The 18,738-nt window shown below is 59.7% G+C and carries 18 protein-coding genes and 7 pseudogenes; 12 read left to right on the top strand and 13 right to left on the bottom strand.

What is annotated here, in order from left to right; genetic code table 11:
- Positions 1-97 precede the first annotated feature (97 nt).
- The 3 genes and pseudogenes from DH08_RS17335 to DH08_RS17325 form a co-directional block, all read right to left on the bottom strand.
- Positions 98-292 (bottom strand): annotated as a pseudogene (locus DH08_RS17335) (transposase zinc-binding domain-containing protein); the annotation flags it as partial.
- Between the two features lie 10 nt (positions 293-302).
- Positions 303-1,116, bottom strand: a pseudogene (locus DH08_RS17330) (tyrosine-type recombinase/integrase).
- A 142-nt stretch (positions 1,117-1,258) separates the two neighbouring features.
- A complete protein-coding gene (locus tag DH08_RS17325) occupies positions 1,259-1,747 on the bottom strand; it encodes a tyrosine-protein phosphatase (protein ID WP_192180438.1) in 489 nt (162 codons plus the stop codon).
- On the opposite strand from DH08_RS17325, the gene DH08_RS17320 reads away from it, so the two are divergent.
- Together DH08_RS17320 and DH08_RS17315 are read left to right on the top strand one after the other, a co-directional pair.
- Complete coding sequence (locus tag DH08_RS17320; protein WP_192180437.1) at positions 1,746-1,973, top strand: hypothetical protein; 228 nt, start codon at positions 1,746-1,748, stop codon at positions 1,971-1,973. The two genes, DH08_RS17325 and DH08_RS17320, sit on opposite strands and share 2 nt — an antisense overlap.
- Positions 1,974-2,053: 80 nt before the next feature.
- Positions 2,054-2,614: a Chromate resistance protein ChrB gene (locus DH08_RS17315; RefSeq protein WP_192180436.1), complete on the top strand. Its 561-nt coding sequence runs from the start codon at positions 2,054-2,056 to the stop codon at positions 2,612-2,614.
- A gap of 91 nt (positions 2,615-2,705) precedes the next feature.
- Here DH08_RS17315 and DH08_RS17310 read toward each other — a convergent pair.
- Both DH08_RS17310 and DH08_RS17305 read right to left on the bottom strand, forming a co-directional pair.
- Positions 2,706-2,801: pseudogene (locus DH08_RS17310) on the bottom strand (IS481 family transposase); the annotation flags it as partial.
- Positions 2,802-2,810: 9 nt separating this feature from the next.
- Positions 2,811-3,161, bottom strand: a pseudogene (locus tag DH08_RS17305) (c-type cytochrome).
- Between the two features lie 40 nt (positions 3,162-3,201).
- Here DH08_RS17305 and DH08_RS17300 point away from each other — a divergent pair.
- Positions 3,202-3,586: pseudogene (locus tag DH08_RS17300) on the top strand (transposase); the annotation flags it as partial.
- A gap of 114 nt (positions 3,587-3,700) precedes the next feature.
- Here DH08_RS17300 and DH08_RS37465 read toward each other — a convergent pair.
- The 5 genes from DH08_RS37465 to DH08_RS17265 form a co-directional block, all read right to left on the bottom strand.
- Positions 3,701-3,949, bottom strand: a complete 249-nt coding sequence (locus DH08_RS37465; RefSeq protein ID WP_246800908.1) for a hypothetical protein — start codon at positions 3,947-3,949, stop codon at positions 3,701-3,703.
- The gene (locus DH08_RS36420) at positions 3,877-4,056 is read right to left on the bottom strand and encodes a hypothetical protein (RefSeq protein WP_345892411.1); all 180 of its coding nucleotides are present in this window, start codon (positions 4,054-4,056) and stop codon (positions 3,877-3,879) included. The genes DH08_RS37465 and DH08_RS36420 overlap by 73 nt, the downstream gene beginning before the upstream one ends.
- A 283-nt stretch (positions 4,057-4,339) precedes the next feature.
- Positions 4,340-4,978 (bottom strand): 3-oxo-tetronate 4-phosphate decarboxylase, encoded by a 639-nt coding sequence (gene otnC, locus DH08_RS17275; protein WP_192180434.1) that lies wholly within the window; start codon positions 4,976-4,978, stop codon positions 4,340-4,342.
- Positions 4,975-6,237, bottom strand: coding sequence for a 3-oxo-tetronate kinase (gene otnK, locus DH08_RS17270; protein WP_192180433.1), 1,263 nt, complete (start codon positions 6,235-6,237; stop codon positions 4,975-4,977). Before otnK ends, otnC begins: the two co-directional genes overlap by 4 nt.
- Before the next feature lie 33 nt (positions 6,238-6,270).
- Positions 6,271-7,311, bottom strand: coding sequence for a LacI family DNA-binding transcriptional regulator (locus DH08_RS17265; RefSeq protein ID WP_246800907.1), 1,041 nt, complete (start codon positions 7,309-7,311; stop codon positions 6,271-6,273).
- Between the two features lie 108 nt (positions 7,312-7,419).
- On the opposite strand from DH08_RS17265, the gene DH08_RS17260 reads away from it, so the two are divergent.
- The 6 genes from DH08_RS17260 to otnI are packed head-to-tail and all read left to right on the top strand — an operon-like array spanning position 7,420 to position 13,759.
- Positions 7,420-8,547 (top strand): sugar ABC transporter substrate-binding protein, encoded by a 1,128-nt coding sequence (locus tag DH08_RS17260; protein WP_192180432.1) that lies wholly within the window; start codon positions 7,420-7,422, stop codon positions 8,545-8,547.
- A 57-nt stretch (positions 8,548-8,604) separates the two neighbouring features.
- Positions 8,605-10,140 carry a sugar ABC transporter ATP-binding protein gene (locus tag DH08_RS17255; RefSeq protein WP_192180431.1) on the top strand — a complete coding sequence of 512 codons (1,536 nt, stop codon included), beginning with the start codon at positions 8,605-8,607 and terminating at the stop codon, positions 10,138-10,140.
- Positions 10,137-11,105: an ABC transporter permease gene (locus DH08_RS17250; protein ID WP_192180430.1), complete on the top strand. Its 969-nt coding sequence runs from the start codon at positions 10,137-10,139 to the stop codon at positions 11,103-11,105. Before DH08_RS17255 ends, DH08_RS17250 begins: the two co-directional genes overlap by 4 nt.
- The gene (locus tag DH08_RS17245) at positions 11,102-12,082 is read left to right on the top strand and encodes an ABC transporter permease (protein WP_192180429.1); all 981 of its coding nucleotides are present in this window, start codon (positions 11,102-11,104) and stop codon (positions 12,080-12,082) included. The genes DH08_RS17250 and DH08_RS17245 overlap by 4 nt, the downstream gene beginning before the upstream one ends.
- Positions 12,082-12,990: an L-threonate dehydrogenase gene (gene ltnD / locus DH08_RS17240; protein ID WP_192180428.1), complete on the top strand. Its 909-nt coding sequence runs from the start codon at positions 12,082-12,084 to the stop codon at positions 12,988-12,990. The genes DH08_RS17245 and ltnD overlap by 1 nt, the downstream gene beginning before the upstream one ends.
- 1 nt (position 12,991) lies before the next feature.
- Positions 12,992-13,759, top strand: a complete 768-nt coding sequence (gene otnI / locus DH08_RS17235) for a 2-oxo-tetronate isomerase (RefSeq protein WP_192180427.1) — start codon at positions 12,992-12,994, stop codon at positions 13,757-13,759.
- Positions 13,760-13,840: 81 nt separating this feature from the next.
- Here otnI and DH08_RS17230 read toward each other — a convergent pair.
- A pseudogene (locus DH08_RS17230) lies at positions 13,841-14,271 on the bottom strand (winged helix-turn-helix domain-containing protein); the annotation flags it as partial.
- Between the two features lie 46 nt (positions 14,272-14,317).
- Here DH08_RS17230 and DH08_RS17225 point away from each other — a divergent pair.
- Positions 14,318-14,509, top strand: a complete 192-nt coding sequence (locus tag DH08_RS17225; RefSeq protein ID WP_246800906.1) for a TrkA C-terminal domain-containing protein — start codon at positions 14,318-14,320, stop codon at positions 14,507-14,509.
- A gap of 207 nt (positions 14,510-14,716) precedes the next feature.
- Here the strand turns inward: DH08_RS17225 and DH08_RS36410 are convergent, their stop codons facing one another.
- Entirely contained in the window at positions 14,717-15,697 is a 981-nt protein-coding gene (locus DH08_RS36410) for a cytochrome P450 (protein WP_246800905.1), read from the bottom strand.
- A complete protein-coding gene (locus tag DH08_RS36405) occupies positions 15,595-16,119 on the bottom strand; it encodes a cytochrome P450 (protein WP_246800904.1) in 525 nt (174 codons plus the stop codon). Before DH08_RS36405 ends, DH08_RS36410 begins: the two co-directional genes overlap by 103 nt.
- Positions 16,120-16,416: 297 nt before the next feature.
- Between DH08_RS36405 and nhaA the strand changes: the two genes are divergently transcribed.
- A complete protein-coding gene (nhaA, locus tag DH08_RS17215; protein ID WP_192180426.1) occupies positions 16,417-17,598 on the top strand; it encodes a Na+/H+ antiporter NhaA in 1,182 nt (393 codons plus the stop codon).
- Between the two features lie 273 nt (positions 17,599-17,871).
- Positions 17,872-18,673 (top strand): annotated as a pseudogene (locus tag DH08_RS17210) (IS3 family transposase); the annotation flags it as partial.
- Between the last annotated feature and the right edge of the window lie 65 nt (positions 18,674-18,738).

The following is an 18,738-nucleotide window of genomic DNA, read 5'->3' as shown; positions in this document are numbered from 1 at the left end:
CGCAGGACCGCGCTGTTATGGAGACAAAAAGCGCAACAATTCACCGAAAATGTCGATGTCGACACGCCAGCTCCCCATTACTGGATTTGCCCATAAGGCAGGAATTATAGGCCTGCCGCACGAGGCCGCAGTCGGTGCAGTGTTCGGCGTGACCGCCCAGGGCCGCAGTCCGGCACGCCTCCACCGCGGCCATGACCCGGCGCTCGACGCGCCCGAGATGGCCGGGATGGTCGCGGCGATAATCAGCCCCGTGACGGTGGAATACATCCGCCACTTCCAGATCCGGGCGCATGGCGCGCGGCTCAGCCGGGTGGCGTGATCTCCATGTGGAGTTGGTCAAAAGCACTGGCGGTCCGGCCGATCACAGCCGTTGAGACCTGGGCGTAAAGTGTCGTCGTCGCCAGGCTGCGATGGCCCAGCAGCACCTGAATGATCCTTATGTCCGTGCCGGCTTCCAAAAGGTGGGTGGCGAAGCTGTGGCGAAGGGTGTGCACCGTCACCCGCTTCTCAACGCCCAGGAACTCGCAGGCCGTTCGACAGGCGATCCCCAAGGTCTGCGGGTGGATCGGGCCGCGGCCATCGCGTCGGGGAAACAGCCATCGCCCCGCTTGGTCAACCGCCAATAGACGCGCAAAATCTCCAGCAACTGCGGCGACAGCATCACATAGCGGTCCTTGCCGCCCTTGCCCTGCTCGATGCGAATGACCATCCGGCTGCTATCGATGTCGCTCACCTGCAGACACGCCGCCTCCGCGGCGCGTAAGCCCACCGCATAGGTGGTCATCAGAGCGACCCGGTTCCTCGTCCCCTTCACAGCCTGCAGAAAGCCGACCACCTCATCGGCGCTCAGCACGACCGGCAACTTGCGCGGCGTCCGGGCGTAAGCAATCCGCTCAGGCAGATCAGATCGACCCAGCGTCACGCCGTAGAAGAAACGCAAGTTCGGCCCACCAAGTGGGCCTGATAGGCGCGCACCTCTTCGTATCCGAGTTGATCAGGTGATCGTCCAAAAAATCGACTGAACTTCGCCACGTGATGCACGTAGGATCGCTGCGTCTCCGGTGACAAACTGCGGATCGTCAGATCTTCAATCATCCGCTGACGCAGAGGGCTCATCTGGGGTTCTCCTGTCTGGAAGGTTGGCTCAACACCAAATCTTCTCAGGCAGGAGCCTCCTCAGGCCAGACCCACGCGCCATCTACCGCAGCAGCGGTTTAGTTCAATCACGCCAAACCGCAATTTGGGAATCCCCGTCGAGTCAGATCAGCAGGCCGCTGGTATTACCCTCTTCAAGCAGCTCGAACAGGGCAGAGGCCAGTCCCGTGCGATAGGCACCCGAATTGCAGTGGATGAGGAACGGACGGGGCGCCGTCCGCAGCGTCTGCACGAGCGATGCCAGCAGCGCGGCGTCGGGCTGGGTGTTGGCCGACATCGGCAGGCTGATCAGTTGAGCACCGGCGTCGCGGACGGCGGCCCCTTCCGCCTCGTACCAAGGCTTACCTGGGAACGCGCCGCGCAGATTGAGCACGGTGCGGATGTGGTGCGCTTGGATCAGAGAGTCGAGGCGGTCGGGCGCAAGCTGGGCCGAGCGGTAGAGCACACCTGGCTCGACCTCGTGAATGTTGCCGGTGAGCTGGAGGTAGCCAGCCCATAATGCCATCCCGGCGGCAACCCCAATGGCGGCGCCAGCCAGGGTCTTAGCCGCACGACGCCATAGGGGCTTTGGCTTGCGAAAGGCCGGTTTCATGAGGATCGTACTTTCAATGGGGAAGCGTTCGAGCCAGCACGAGAAAGATACCAACCCCCAGCACCAAATTGCCACCGGGATAGGCCGCGAGATCAATCTCGCGGACGAAGAGGAAGGTGGCGGAGACGATTGCGCCGATTCCAACGATTATGAGGCGTGGCGTTGTACCGATGCCTTCCCTTTCCCCACGGGACTGGTCATCGTGGGGCGACGCTGGCAAGGTTAGCCTTAGCTTGTGCGGAAGTCCCGGTGCCATCATACGGTCATTGGTTTCTGATGTAACGGTGGTAACATATATGGAGTTCCATGAAAACACTCGAATGGCTGTTATTGACTTATAAGATCCCCCCGGAGCCGGCGCGCAAACGCATTGCGGTGTGGCGCAAGCTGAAGGGCATGGGCGCGGTCTACATGCAGGGAGGCGTCTGCCTGCTGCCAAAATCCGACGACCATCTGCGGCGGCTGAAGATGCTTGAGAACGAAATCGCCGAAATGGAAGGCGAGGCGGTGCTGATGACCACGGCCGGCCTCGACCCGAGGGAAGAGGACAAGATTGTCCGGCGCTTCAATGCCGACCGCGACGAGGAATACAAGGAGCTGATCAGCAAGTGCGAGGCATATGAAAAGGAGATCGCCGAAGAGACGCGGGTGAAACACTTCACCTACGCCGAGCTTGAGGAAAACGAGCAGGAATTCGCCAAGTTCAAGACCTGGTTCGCCAAAATCGGGAAAAACGATTTTTACGCGGCTCCCCTCGCCAAGGTGGCGCAGGACTGGCTCGCCAAGTGCGAGGGCATTCTGGACGCCTACGCCCATAATGTGTTTGCCGCCCAGGAAGAGAATGCCGGCAGCCCACCCGCGCCGTAGCGCCGGTCAGGCTTGTTCCTCCATGCCAATTTGTGCAATCTGGGACGCACCGCCGTTCAAGCGACGCAATCAGGTGGCCGACGGCCACCGCGCTGTTTAGTCCCGGCATTTGATGGATAGGATCGAGCCTGAATCGTTTTGGCTCTTTTGTCCAGGTTTTACAGATGAACTCGTATGGTGTGAGGCCTAAGGGTTTCTAGCCTGATACACTTTTGAGATAGGCGAAGACGTTCTTGATGTCGTCGGGGTTCTTGAGGCCAGGGAACCCCATTTTGTTCGTCGGCACTTTCGCCTTGGGTTGGCCAGATATTCCGTCAGGTTCGGCTCATCCCATACGAGGCCCGCAGCACCGGCATCCTTCATGGCTTTCGAATACGAATAGCCGGGGACGGTCCCCGCTGTCCGGTCGACGACCGCCTTTCAGGGTTGGCCCGACTTTGTTCGCCTCGGTATCAGCGTTGTGACAGGCGGCACATTTTTTGAAGACCACCTTGCCGGCCTCGATATCCGGGGTCCGGGCGATCAGCGGCAAGAGCGCCAACATCATTGTGGCGCCGACGAACAGATATTTCACGCGGGAACTCTCCGTGGCCATTGGTGAGAGCTTTGCCAAGCACGAGACCGCGAAGCATTCCAGCGGTGAGTATGTCCGCGACACCGTTCACGTCAATTCGGTGGAGGGTTTCAATTCCCGCGTCCGGCGGACGATCGCGGGTGTCTTTCACCATCAGCCCGCAACATGCCGACCTGTATTATTTCCATGAAATTGGCTTCCGCTGGTCTTAGCGCGTCGTGTCTGGAAGCGCCATTCGGAAAACTCGGCACGGCCGGGAAATCATGCGAATTCTCTGGTCACGGGTGCCGCCAGCGTTGCAACTGCCGACTGTCTTTCGCGCTGCCACGGGACGTCAGATGCGCCGAAGCCCCGATGGCGGCATCACCATCAAATCGGCCGTAGCTGTCTTTAGTTGATAAAGGCCTCATACGCTAAGGTCGAACGGAACGTGAACTGTCGTCTCTGACGTCTGTCGGCTGGTTTCGAACTTTCTAGCGAGAGCGGAAACGCTCATGCCGGTGGCCAGCCCTTCAAGAACATCCTGCTTCCGCGTTTCGTTGAGCCGCGCCGGTCGGCCAAGGTCTTCCTTCCGATTTTGCCCGTTTGAGGCCGGACTGCGTGCGTTCGATAAGCAGGTCACGTTCGAACTGTGCCGGTGTGGTGAAATCGATCACGACGTCGGCCATGGCAAGTGCTTCGTCCCGGCTCACCAACCCTTCGCCAACGATGCCGGGCCGGTGGAAGCGAGCAACGAGCGCCAGCCGCGCATCGGCCTGCACGGCGCAGTGGCCTTTTCCCAAAAGGTCCGCTGCGCGGAGAGAACGGTCACGGTGCTGTCAGGGTCTGCAAAGAAGTCGGGATAGTCCTCCGCCGCGTAGGGGCGAATGACCCTCTCCTCGGTGGGCCATGGATCGCCTCGAGCGCCGAGTTCGAATTATCCGCAGCGCGGTCGATACGGCACGGCGTTCGACATCGCGGGCCAGGGGATCGCCCAGCCAAGCAGCCTGCTTGAAGCAATCGATTACGCGCTGAAGCTGGGGTCAGCCAAATAAAGGCGTCCTGTAACAGCCGGGTCGATTCCTCCACGTGGTGATGGTCCCTGTGGGCTCCCGCCTCATTGGCATGTCCCGGCTGCGTATCATCCACCACGCGACAAGTGCCCGCGCACGTCATCGGGAAAGATGGGATCTCTGCTCCGCTGTCAGAGGGCGAATTTTTTGGCCGCCGAGCAGCAAGAACAGCTTTGATGTCTCCTCCAATTCCTCGGTCGCGTATTGCGCATCGAGCAAGGTCTTGCCGGCAACGACGGGTCCGTGATTGGCAAGAAGCACGGCATGGCTTTTGGCTGCCTTTTCAGACACTGCTTCGGCCAGCGCCACGTCTCCCGGCGGGTAATACTCCACAAGCGGCAGGTTACCGACCCGCATGACATAATAAGCGGTGAGGGGCGGCAGGACATCGTTGGGATCGATGTCGGCCAAAATGCTGACGGCTACCGCATAGGTCGAATGCAGATGCAGGACCGCGCCACTCATCTTTTGCTGGCAATACATGCACTGATGCAGAAACGCCTCCTTGGTCGGCTTATCGCCGCCGACATGCACACCGTCGGCGCTGAAACGAGATAGTCGCGCGGGATCCAGATTGCCCAGTGATGCATTGGTGGGCGTCATCAGGAGGTCGCCGTTCGACAACCTTGCACTGATGTTGCCGGTCGAGCCGAAAGTCAGAGAGCGGTCGAACAGCGATTTGCCGACGCTTGCAATCTGGTCCCGCAGTCTGGTTTCCTCGGATACAACAGCCGTCATTGAAGCAGATTCCATGCCTTGATGAAAACGTCGTCAGCGCCAAAGTTTCCGGACTTGAGTGCGAGCACCACGGGTTGATCGACGCCTATACTCCGGGTCCACGGGACGCCGGGGTCGATCTCAGGGCCGATCAGGAGGGCCTTCAGGCCGAGCGCATTGACCACGGCCCCCGACGTTTCCCCGCCCGCAATCAGAAATCGGTTGAAACCGTGTTGCCGCAAAACAAAGGCTACCTGCGCCAGCAAGTCTTCAACCAGTGCGCCGGCGCGATCACGGCCGAGCCGGGCCTGCGCTTCGAGCACATCCTTGGGGTCTGCGCTGGAATAGACAAGCGGCGTCTGCTCGGCGGATCTTATCCAATCGACGACGCTCCCAACGGTGATGCTGCCGTCTGCGATCCCCATCGGATCGATTTTGAGTGCCGGCGTTCCTGCGTCCATGGCCCGGGCAATCTGCCGCCGCGTCGCCGTGGAGCAGGATCCGGCCAAGATCACAGCCAGCCCTGTCGGCACCGGAAAGCTGGATTGCTCGCCCATCCCCCTGATCTTGCCAGCCCGTCGAAAATTGTCCGGCAAACCCATGGCGATCCCAGCGGCGCCGGTAATGAGCTTTAAACCGCTGGCGGCAGCGCCGATCGCGCGCAACTGTTCATCGGTTACCGCGTCGACAATGAGGATTTGCTCGCCTTTCTCGCTGGCTTGCGCAAAGGCGTGCGAAATGGCGGTGGCGCCTTTCGACACGACGTCATGGGAAACCAGCCCGACCGCAAGCTTGGTCTGCCGTTGCAGGACGCGAACGAGATTTGCATCCTTCATTGGAGTCAGCGGATGATCTTTCATGGGACTGTCGGACAGCAGTAGATCACCGACGAAAAGATGGCCGCGATAGACCGTTCGGCCGTTGGCCGGAAACGCCGGGCAGGCGAGGGTGACGGCGTCGCCGACGAAATCGAGCAAGGCCTCCGTCACCGGGCCGATATTGCCCTCGTCGGTCGAATCGAAGGTCGAGCAATATTTGAAGATGATCTGCTCGGCGCCGGCCGCCGTCAAACGACGAGCGGTATCGAGCGACAGTCGGACGGCGTCGGCCGCCGGAATGGTGCGAGACTTCAATGCCACCACCATCGCCTCGGCATCGCCGAAATCGAAATCCTCCGCCGGCACGCCTACCACCTGAACAGTGCGCATCCCCTGACGTGCCAACATCAAGGCCAAGTCTGTACCGCCGGTCAGGTCGTCTGCGATGGCTCCCAAAAGCATATTCTCTCACTCCCCAATTTAGGTTCTGTAGCATTAGGCTGTTGCGCCCTCGATGATGACGTAGCCGGTATCGACGATCTGCCTCTCGAGAGGGCGTTCGCTGCTCTCCAGCAGCTTTTCGACCGCCGTCTGACCGATCAGAAAGCGGTTGGATCGCACGGTCGAAAGCGGCGCTGGCAGCGATTGGCCGATATCCAAACCGTTGAACCCGAATAGGCCAAGCTTTTCCTTCACGGCGATCCCGGCGCTCAGGCAATGGAAAAAGCCGCCAACCGCCATGTCGTCGTTGGAAAATACCACAACCTCGATGTCCGGCTTCTTGGTCAGAAGACGCGCCAGCGTGTCACGGCCGGCAATCGTCGAGCTCGGTCCATCGACCCGTTGCTCGGCCTTAAGTGTCAGTCCCGCTTCCAAAAGTGCAGCGCACAAGCCCTCGTATCGCTTCCGTGCGCGACGGTCGGCAGTCCAGTCGTGGCCGACATAACCGAAGCGGCGATAGCCGCGCGAGATCAAATGTCTTCCCGAATCGTAGCCCGCCTTTCTATGGGAAAGGCCGATGGCGATATCGATCGGTTCGGCATCGATATCCATCAATTCAGCAACGCGAACGCGGCTGTTTTCAAGCATTCTTCGCGTCGCGTCGGTATGGTCGAAGCCGGTCATGATGATCGCGGCCGGTTTCCATGCAAGCAGCGAGGAGACGATGCCTTGTTCAGTCAAGGCGTCATAATCCGTGACACCAACCAATGCCTGGTATTCGGTCGACGCTAGAGCGGAATGTATGCCGCGGAGAACTTCGGGAAAAACAATATTGGACAATGATGGCAGCAGCACCCCCATCAGCATCGAGCCTGAGGATGCCAGCGAGCCGGCGGCCCGATTAGGCACGTAACCCAATTCCTCGATTGCCGATGTCACTCGCGTGCGCGTGCTGTCAGCGATCGGTCCCTTGTTGCGGATCACGCGCGACACCGTGTTTTCACTGACGCCGGCAAGCCTTGCCACATCCGTGAGTGTCGGAACCCCGTACATAAAACCCTTTCCGCTTTTGAACACGAGCATCGTGGCAAACATTATCTCAGCGCTAACATATTTTCCTTGAAGTCGGCTAGAGGATGTGATTACTATTTTTATGTTAGCGCTGAGATAGCGGCTAACGGGAGAGATTTCTGGAGGAATATCGTGAACATTACGAAAAAAACCATCGGTTCGATGGCAGCTAGCCTGTGCCTCTTTACCGCCCTTAGCGGCACCCTGTCCGTTGCCCATGCCGCCGATACGTTCCGTCCGGAATGCTTTTCGCCGGCGCCGGACAACAAGAAGGTCATCAGCTATGACAAACACAAGGGTCCGTACAAGATCGCCTTCGTGAATGGCTTTGCCGGCAATGACTGGCGGATTACAGCCATCCAGGGCGCGAAGGCTTGGGCAGCACGGCCTGAAAACAAGTCCGAGCTCGCTGACTTCACCGTCGTTTCGGTCGGCAACGACAGCGCGGCTCAGATCGCCGCGATCGATAACTTCATCGCTGCCGGCTATGACGGCATTACCTTCACAGCCGTCAACCCAAGCGCCTTCAAGGCTGTCATCAAACGGGCGGCCAAGGCCGGTACGGTTCTCGTGCCGTTCGACAACGTGCTCGACACCGACGAGATCGTTCAGGTCAACGAAAACCAGTTCGAACTTGGCAAGATGAAGGCCCAGGCCGTCATCGACGGCATCAAGGCAACCAAGGGCAAGGTCGAGGGCACCGTGCTTGAGGTCTCCGGCCTGCCGGGCAATGCGACAGACCGCGACAATCATGACGGCATGCGTTCCGTGCTCGACAAGGAGCCGGGTCTCAAGGTTGTCCAGGTAGTCGGCAACTGGGATGCTGGCACGGTTCAAAAGGTGACGGCCGATGCGATCGCTACGAACGGCAAGTTCGATGGCGTCATGGTTCAGGAAGGCTCGATCGGCGCGCTGAACGCGATGAAGAACGCCGGCCACCCGGTCGTTCCCTTCGGTGGCGACGCTGGCAACGGCGCGCGTCGTCTGCTCTCGGAAGGCAAATATCCCGGCGTCACAGCCGCCCAGGCTCCTGTGATGTCATCGATTGCACTCGAAGCCATCGTGGCCCTGTTGGACGGCAATTCCCTGCCGCAGAAGATTTTCCTGCCCATTCCAAGCAAGAGCAATGCGGATCTGAAGGAAGGCACCGATTTCTTCCCGAAACTTCCGGACACCTTCTATACGACAACCGGTTATCCGAACTGCATTCCGGTCTTCACGCCACAAGAACTCCTCGGCCAGACCCCGGACAACACCTGATACGACAGCATCGCGGGCGGCGGCTCCTCCGTCGCCCGAACTGTCGCGGATAGCATCATGAGCAACACATCGCGCCTTATCGAACTCTCGGGCATCACCAAGACCTATGGACCCGTCACGGCACTGAAGAATGTCGATTTTTCCTGCGCGGCTGGAACGATCCACGCCATTCTGGGTGAAAACGGCGCTGGCAAATCGACATTGATGAAGCTGCTGGCCGGCGTTATCGTACCGACGGCTGGAGAGATCAGGCTGGATGGCAACGCCATCCACTTTGCCGGTCCTCGCGACGCCGCCGATAACGGCCTCGTTTGCATGTTTCAGGAATTGTCTCTGATGCCGAACCTCACGGTCGGCAACAACATCGTACTTTCACGGCCCCAGAGCCGCTTCGGCTTCCTGTGCCGGTCCGGCTACCAGGAGGCCAGGGCCTGCCTGGACCGGATCGGCGCGGGCAAGATCGCGCTCGATTGTCCGGTGCACGAACTGACGCTTGCCGAGCGCCAGTTGGTAGAAATCGCAAAGGCGCTCTATCAGAAGCCACGCCTGCTGATCCTTGACGAGGCGACGTCTGCGCTGGGTGCGGACGCCGTCGAAAAAGTCTTTTCAGTCGTACGCGAATTGCGCGATGCCGGTACCTGCGTGCTCTTTATTTCACATCGATTTCACGAGGTCCATTCGCTGGCTGACAAGATTTCAGTGTTTCGCAACGGCAGCCATGTTCAGACATTTGCGGCCGGCGCGGTCGACCATGATGGCATCGTCGCTCTGATGATCGGCCAGTCGCTGGAGCAACTGTTCCCACCGCCGCGCAAACCCATCGCCGAAAGCGTCGCACCGCTTCTTTCGGTGCGAGACATGAGCTGGGCGGACGAGTTGAAGGATGTCAATTTTGATGTTCGCCCCGGTGAAATTTATGGTCTGGGCGGTTTGGAAGGCCATGGCCAGCAACGCGTTCTCGAAGCTGTCTTTGGCGTCCTGCGTGGCGTCTCGGGCCGGGTCGAGATTGGCGGCAAGCCGTTCGGACGGCGCACGCCCTTCCGGTCCAAGTCTGAAGAAATCGGCATTGCCTTCATTCCCGAGGATCGCAAGACCGAAGGCATGATTCCGAGCATGTCGATTACCGATAACATGCGGTTGGCCGGGCTCGGCCGCGATGGGCTACTCACACAGGACAACCAGGTCCGTGAAGCCCACTACAAGGCGCTGCTCCATCGGCTCGATCTTGTGTACGGTTCGCTGGAAGATCCCGTTGCCTCGCTGTCAGGCGGAAACCAGCAAAAGGTTCTGCTCTCCAAATGGCTGGCGCTGAACCCACGATGTATCCTGCTGTTGGACCCGACCCGTGGCATCGACGTCAAGACCAAAGCGCAAATCTATCAATTGCTGAGTGACTTGGCTGAAGCCGGAATGGCAATTGTCCTCCAGTCGACGGACTATGAAGAGCTTGTGCACCTTTGCGACCGTGTCGCCGTCTTCTACCACGGATCGATCGCTCGAGAACTTTCTGGCGAGATGCTGACGCCGACAAACCTGATCTCGGCGGCCATGGGCCTGTCCGGCATCGCCCATGCGACGGAGGCCGCAGCATGACTTTCGACAGCCTTCGGCGAAACCTTCGCTTTCTGATACCTGCAGTGGCCTTTGCCGTACTGTTCGTTATCTACATCAACACCCATCCACGCGGGTTTTCCACCTACGTCGTGACGATCTGGGCGAACCAGGGCGCACTGCTTGTCTTTGCCGCCTTCGCCCAGTTCTTTGTGGTTCTGGTGCGGGGCATCGATCTGTCGGTCGGCGCCATGATCGCGCTTTCCAATGTCGTTGCTTCCTACGCGATTGCGGGCGATGGTGCATCCCTGTGGTTCGGCATCCTGGCGGTGCTGGGAACTGGGCTTGCCTGCGGCTTTGCCAATGGACTTGTCGTCGCGCTTGGCCGCATTCCGCCGATCGTCGCGACACTTGCAACCGGTGCCGTTTATTCCGGAAGCGCCCTGTTTCTGCGTCCGACACCGGGCGGCGATGTGAACTCAGACCTCTCCGACGCGATGACCTATGCGATTGGTCCGGTTCCCACGTCACTCGTGTTGATCGCGGCAATCGTCGTGGTTTTCGCAGTCATGCTGCGCTACACGGCCTTCGGTCTCTCGCTTTATGGCGTCGGTTCTTCTGAACATTCGGCCGCCTTGACCGGCATTTCGCTGATAAAGACTCGGATTGCAGCCCATGCGCTGGGCGGCCTGTGTGCGGGTGTAGCAGGCTTTTATATCTCCATGGTAACGCTCACCGGCGATGCAGGCATTGGCCCGACCTACACTTTGAACTCGATCGCCGCGATCGTTCTTGGCGGCATTTCCCTGGGTGGGGGCATCGGTGGACCGTTCGGTGTCGTAGTCGGCGCACTGCTTCTCAAGACTGTCGCCGCACTGATGTTTTTCTCGGGCCTGCCGCCGCTCGCCCAACCGTTCTTCGAAGGACTGATCCTGGCGCTTGCGATTACGCTCGGATCGCTGGGCCTTTTGAGAGTTCGTAACCGTTTGAAGCTGTTTGCCCAATGACCCAGTCGATTAAAACTCTGCCAAGGCTGTCGCTCAGCCGCTATGCCATCGATCCTGCCATTTTCCTGGTTGCGACTGGATGTATCGTGCTGCTGGTAATCGGTGGCATTGTCTATCCCTCGTTTCTGAGTCCAGGCTACCTACTGCAGCAGTTGCAGATAGCGTCCTTTTTGGGCGTCATCGCCGCTGGCGCGACTCTGGTCATTCTGCTTGGCTATATCGACTTGTCGGTGCCCTCGGCGATTACGGCCGTTGCGGTTCTGACGACAACGGTTGGCGGATCGTCCAACCCGGAGATCGCTGTGCTTGCCATACCCGTCGGGCTTGTCGGCGGTGCCCTGATTGGCCTTATCAATGGCATCGGCGTTGCGATTTTCCGCCTTCCGTCCATGGTCTGGACGCTGGCCATCAATTCGATGCTGATGGGGGCATTGGTCTTTTTCACCGGCGGCTTTAAGCCGCGCGGCGTCACGCCACCCCTATCCATCACTTTGGCGCTCGATCGAACTTTGGGCATCCCCAACGCCTTCCTGTTTTGGATCGCCGTGATTCTCGGCGTCAGCTTGCTGCTCCGGCGCACGATTTATGGACGCTATGTGTTTGCCACTGGGAACTCCGAAAAGGCGGTCTTTCTGTCAGGCATTCGCGTGCGGCTCGTGACGGTACTGACCTTCGTTGCGGCCGGGGTCTTCACCGCAATTGGCGCGATCCTGCTCGCCGGTTACGCCAACCAGGCCTACCAGGGCATGGGGGACACCTATCTGATGCCGGTCATTACCGCTGTCGTCATCGGCGGCACATCAATTCTCGGCGGCTGCGGCAGCTATGCCGGAACTGTCGTTGGTGCCCTCTTCATCACGCTCCTGTCCTCGATCCTGTCGGTGCTGCAAATGCCGGAGGCCTTTCGGCAGATCGTCTTCGGGGCAATCATTTTGACCATGCTGCTGATGCGCAGATTTGACAGGAGTAACCGCTGATGTCCGACCCCAAACATATTGCCATTGTGGGCCTTGGTTCGATGGGCATTGGAATGGCCCGATCGCTATTGCGCGCCGGCCATTCCGTTGCCGGTTGCGATATCAATGTAGCAGCCATCGAAGACTTGACCTCTCATGGCGGCCGGGGAGCGGCCACGCCAGCATTGGCGGCCAAAGATGCTGATATTGTCGTCATCGTCGTCGTCAATGCTGCCCAAACGGAATTGGTGCTGTTCGGCGCGGACGGCGCTGCTTCAGCCATGAAACCAGGCTCGGTCATCATCTCGTCGGCAACGATGTCGCCGACTGAGGCCAAGGATTTTGCGGTGCGTGCTGCCGCCAAGGATGTGCTTTATCTGGATGCGCCGATCAGTGGCGGATCGATCAAGGCGGATGCTGGGAAGCTGACCGTCATGGCATCGGGACCATCCGAAACCTTTACCGCTGCCAAGCCGGCACTCGATGCCATGGCGGAAACGGTTTATACCCTGGGTGATGACGTCGGCATCGGCTCTTCCTTCAAGATCGTCAATCAGCTGCTGGCCGGGGTCCATATTGCCGCCGCATGCGAAGCGATCACTTTCGCCAAGAGCCTTGGTCTTGATATCTCCCGCGTCTTCGATGTCATCACGAAATCCGCGGGCAATAGCTGGATGTTCGAGAACCGCATTCCACACGTGCTGGCCGGTGATTACAGTCCGCAGAGCGCCATTTCGATCTTCACCAAGGATTTGGGAATTGTCTCCGATATCGGTCGCAAGCAGAAATTCCCGCTGCCGATCGCCAGCGCCGCGCTGCAGCTTTTCATGATGACGCAAGCAGCCGGCATGGGCCGAGATGACGATTCCTCCGTTGCGCGATTCTTGGCTCAGATTACCGGGCTCGAGCTGCCCGGCATGAAGGACTGACATGCCTCGCTTTGCGGCCAACCTGACAATAATGTTCAATGAGCACGACTTTCTGGATCGTTTCCGAGCCGCGGCCGATGCGGGTTTCGAGGCCGTAGAATATCTGTTCCCTTACGACTATCCGGCCGAAATGGTCGCCGAGCGTCTGGCGTCGGCCAGCTTGAAACAGGCACTATTCAATATGCCGTCAGGAAGTTGGGCAATTGGCGAACGCGGCCTAGCCGCTTTGCCAGAGCGTCGTGAAGAGTTTCGTGCCTCGGTTCACAAAGCGGTCGACTACGCGCGCATCATCGGAACGCCGCTTCTGCACATGATGGCCGGAATTGCAGACGCTTCCGATCAGCCAGCCATCGCGGCCTACCGCGATGCTGTAGCCTTTGCCGCCGATACGACCGGTGAGGCCGGGGTTGGCCTGGTGATTGAACCGATCAATAGCCGTGATATGCCCGGCTATTTCTTAAACGATTTTGACCGTGCAGCTACGCTTATCGCTGAGCTTGACCACAGCAATTTGAAGCTCCAATTCGACATCTACCATCGTCAGATCATGCATGGCGACGTCCTGACGGCCTTGAAACACATGATGCCGATCATTGGCCATGTGCAGATCGCCTCGGTGCCCCGGCGGCATGAACCGGGTACCGGTGAACTTGACGATTTTCGAATCTTGGCGGCGTTAGACGAGCTCGGATATGATGGGTATGTCGGATGTGAATATCGGCCGGAAGGAGAGACATTGGCCGGTCTGTCCTGGATGAAGAACATCTGACCGATGGTTTGGGAGGACTTTGATGCTGACGAAATGGTTCGAATTGCATGACCAACGTTTTGAAAGCCTCGTGCATCTAGACTAGACCGGCGCATGCAGACTGTAGCCGGTGTTGCGGACAGTGTGGATGAGCTGGATTGCGAACGGCTTATCGATCTTGGCCCGCAGCCGGCTGATATGGGTCTCGACCACACTGGTCTTGGGATCGAAATGGAAGTCCCAGACGCGTTCCAGCAGCATGGTCCGGGTGATGACGCGGCCTTCGCCGCGCATCAGCACTTCCAGCAAGCTCTGAACTCCCGCGGCTGGAGGTCGATCGCCTGGCCCTGCCTGGTGACGCGACGCATGATCAGATCCATTTCGAGATCGGCGACCCGCAACGTGGTCTTCTGCTCCTGCGCGGCCGGGCGGCGGCCAAGGGCGTTGATGCGGGCGAGCAGCTCGGAGAAGGCGAATGGCTTGACGAGATAGTCGTCGCCGCCGGCCTCGAGCCCTTCGACCCGGTCGTCGACGTGCTCACGGTCGACAATGGATTGGTCAACCCGGGGACGGACAGGATTGGTAAACCGGGTCACGGCTCCCCAGGGGCTTATTCCAGGAAGGAGCAAGTACGGCATCACCGTCGTCGGCGTGAAACGGCCGCAGACCGACTTCACCTACGCCACCCCGGAAACGGTCATAGAGCGCGGCGATCTTCTGATCGTATCCGGTCCGACAAAGCTGGTGGAGAAGTTTGCCGCGATTGCCTGACAAAAAGAGGAGTGGCTGAGCTTGGTGGTCTGCAGATGCAGAGCGCCGCCGGCAGGCTCTGATCGGCGCAAGCAACGCCACGTGAGAAGAGGCGCGCCAAGCCCGCCCCAGCAAGCCGAGGCGGGCCTTTTGTTACTGCTCTGGCGCAGCTGTGTCAGGACTGACGATGTTTCGACCTTCGGCTCCTCAATGTTGACGTTGGTGTCCCTAGGCACCGGAGAAGATGTCCGCTTCCGAAGAACAGGGAGAACAGCAATAGTGCAGCAGCATCAGAATTGCCGCAATGACGTCCCGCCACCTCAACTTTGGACGACTGTAGTAGATGCTCCCAAGCACCAGCCGCCAGCTCTGGTGTCTGGTAAGATCGGATGCGATCGACCGGCACACACCCCACGCCACAAGTCGCACGGGCAACTGTGCGAGGGCGCGGATGCCAAGGCGCTTGCGCCACTCAATTTTCCCCGCCCCGTTGTCGAGGCGCAAGTCAGGAAAGCGCGCGATGATGCGTTCGAACCCGATCGCGGCCTCCGCCCGAGCGAGTTGGAAACCGAGGCAGAAATGCACGCCTGTGCCGAAGGAGAGGTGCGGGTTTGGGTGGCGCGTGATGTCGAAACGGTGCGGATCCTCAAATTTGGCGGGATCGCTGTTTGCCGCCGTCAGGAACCCGGCGAACATCTCGCCGCGGCGGAATTGCCGTCCCTGCCAGACCATGTCGCGGGTCGCGAAGCGCGGCTTGGTCATTTGCACTGGCGATACATAGCGCAGGCACTCCTCGACGCAGGTGGGCATCAGGTTAGGGTCGCGCTGCAGCCTGCGGCGTTGGTCCTCGTGAGACAACAATGCAAAGAGCCCGCCGGAGATCAAATGAGTCGTGGTTTCCTGCCCCGCGCCGAAGAGCAGAAAGATCATCGAGACGAGTTCGTCCCCGCTGAGCTTCTGCCCATCGGTTTCGGCATCGCGCAGCGCCACGATCAATCCCTCGGGCAGCGCTCCGCCTCCCTGCCGTGACACGCGGCGAAGATGGCGGACTGCACGGATCACACCGGGAATGGCGCGGAGCACGGCGCCGATATTGGCCGTGTCCTTCAGCCCACCCAGCCAGTTCTTGAATCGATCGTGTTCCTGCTCCGGCAGGCCGAGCACCGCACAGATGACCGAAAGCGGAAGATCGCGACAGAACTCGACCATGAGATCGACCTTCGCCTTCCCTCCAGCTTGTCGAGAAGCCGATCGGCTATTTGCGTGATCATCGGCTTCATGGCCTCAACAGTTCGGCGCTGGAACGCCTGGTCGACGAGGCCACGCAGGCGACGGTGCTCCGGGTCGTCATGGCCGAGCATATTTAGCGCCAGAAGACCGAGCGACCTCGGCAGAAATCTCAGTACCCGCGCCTGTGTCCTGCTCCCCGCGTTGCCAGGATCGCGCGCGAAGCTTTCGTGATCCTTCAACAAAGTTGCGCAGGCGTCGTGTGTCACGGCGAGCCAGGTGCGGCCGACAATCGGCAGCCTCATGGGAACGACTGGTCCCTCGGCGCGCATGCGGTCGAGTGTGAGGAAGGGGTTTGCGTGGAAGCCCGGCGATAAGATGTCGAAATCGCGCGTCTCGACCATACCCTCACTCCCGATGTCGTCAATCCTTCATGAGGCGCTGCGCTTCGCCGGTTAATCCACCTCGGCCCTTCGAACGCACCGGCACGCTAGCATAAAAGATGACCGGGGGGTCGACTGATCCGAATGAAATCATATTAGCTGGCGTTCCTTGCTGCTCGAGCTACATAAATCTGGTTGGGACTGGAGCCGGTGAATTGGCGGCCGTTGAAGTCACCGTATCGGGCGGCAAGTTCCAGACCTGCCAGTGAACAAAAGTCCTGGGTTGAACCGGTCCGCTAACCGTGGAAAAGAGCGCGGATGCTAAATCAACCCCGCTTTCGTCCCACCTCAATTGCCCGGTCCTTCTTTAGCAATGAAGCCGCGGGTGGCCTGACGCTGATGTTTGTCGCCGCTTTGGCCTTGCTGATTGCGAACTCCCCACTGGCTCCCGTCTATTTCGATGTGCTGCACCGATATTTTTTTGGGCTGTCGGTTTTGCACTGGATCAATGACGCGCTGATGGCCGTCTTCTTCCTTCTGGTGGGCCTCGAAATCAAACGCGAGCTCCTCGACGGGCAATTAGCGACATGGTCGCGGCGCGCACTGCCAGGGATAGCCGCACTTGGCGGCATGATCGTGCCGGCAGTGATCTTCGTCGCGATCAACTTGAACGAGCCGCTGAACCTCAGGGGCTGGGCCATTCCCTCCGCGACGGACATTGCCTTCGCACTTGGGGTCCTGGCGCTCCTGGGTCCGCGTGTTCCAGTTTCGCTGAAGATATTCCTCACGGCATTAGCGATTCTGGATGACTTGGGAGCAGTCGCGATAATCGCGCTCTTCTACACCGCCGAACTCTCGCCACCAATGCTGGGGCTTGCGGTCGCGACGTTGTTGGCTCTGGCGGCCCTCAACCGGTACGGCGTGAAGCACCTTGCGCCGTACCTAATCCTTGGCTCCGCGCTCTGGTTTATCATGCTGCAGTCGGGCGTTCACGCGACGATCGCAGGAGTCGCACTGGCGTTAACAATCCCGTTGAAAGTTTCGTCCGGAGATAGCCCGGAATCACCGCTTCACCGACTTGAACACGCCCTCAGCCCGTGGGTGGCATTTCTCATTGTTCCGATCTTCGGGTTTGCCAATGCAGGGGTTTCCTTCGCCGGGGTCACTCCCGCCGCGTTGCTCGATCCGGCGCCACTGGGTATTGCACTCGGACTCTTTGTTGGCAAACAGGTCGGCGTTTTCGGCTTCGCCTGGTTGGCCATTCGGTTAGATCTGGCGGACATGCCACGCCGTGCTTCTTGGGCGCAACTCTACGGAGTGGCGGTGCTGTGCGGAATAGGCTTCACGATGAGCCTCTTTGTGGGGCTCCTTGCCTATCCGGGCTCTGCACTCCTTCAGGACCAAACGAAGATTGGAGTGCTTTTGGGATCGACGTTTGCGGGTATCGTCGGATGGCTGGTTCTGCGCGTGGCGAAGGCGAAGTTTCCAAAGGAAGTTTGACACCTACGCACCTCAGGAGCCATTTTCCACGTCACGCGTGACCTGTCGATCTAGAACAAAGGTGATCACAGTGACCCATTGGGAGCGTCCCTGGGAGGGCCCGCGGATGGGCATCGCTAGTGGGCTGCAAGACCCGCCACGGCCAAGCAGCTTCTGGAATGGGATCTCCAGAATGCGCGATGTGGCGACCTTGTGTCGGTCAAATTGGGTGACCTTGCCCCTCTGATCTAATCCGGTTTGAAGTTCGTTCTGGCCCATCGAGAGGACCAGGACATGAAACGCAGCCGCTTCTCTGAAGAGCAGATCATCGGAATTTTGAAGGAACACGAGGCCGGGGTATCGGTTGCCGATCTGTGCCGCAAGCACGGGGTCAGCGACGCCTCGATCTACAACTGGAAGGCCCGCTTCGGCGGGATGGATGTGTCCGAGGCTCGGCGGCTGAAGGCGCTGGAGGACGAGAACACGCGGCTGAAGCGGCTTCTGGCCGACGCCATGCTCGACAATGCCGCGTTGAAGGATCTTGTGGGAAAGAAATGGTGACGCCCGCGGCCAAGCGGAAAGCTGTCGCCCGCCTGAAGGAAGGCTTCGGGATGAGCGAACGGCGGGCGTGTAAAGCCATCGGCTGTTGCCGCATGACGGTTCGCTACGAGACCAGCAGGCCGAACGACCGCGAGGTTCGCGAGCGGATGAAGGCGATCGCGCAGGAGCGTCGCCGGTTCGGCTACCGGCGTCTTCTCGTGATGCTGAGGCGGGAGGGCCTGGTCGTGAACCACAAGAAGCTGTTCCGGCTCTATCGGGAGGAGAAGCTCGCCGTTCGCCGCCGTGGCGGCCGCAAGCGGGCGCCAGGGCGCCGATGCTGGTGCCGCTGAGGCCCGACGAGCGCTGGTCGCTCGACTTCGTATCGGACCAGCTCACCGACGGGCGCCGCTTCCGCATCATGGCCGTCGTCGACGACTGCACGAGAGAGTGCCTGGCACTCATCGTTGATACGTCTCTCTCGGGCATTCGGGTTGCCCGCGAATTGGACCGGCTCATCACCGAGCGGGGCCGGCCGAGGATGATCGTCAGCGACAACGTCCTAAGCGCGGAACGAAATGGAGCCTGCAGTCAAGGTCTCTCTATCCGCCAGCATGCTCTTGC

This window comes from Mesorhizobium amorphae (assembly GCF_014843845.1).
Taxonomy (GTDB): Bacteria; Pseudomonadota; Alphaproteobacteria; order Rhizobiales; family Rhizobiaceae; genus Mesorhizobium; species Mesorhizobium amorphae_A.
Note: the sequence above shows the minus strand (reverse complement) of the source record. Positions and strands in the feature narration are given on the sequence as shown.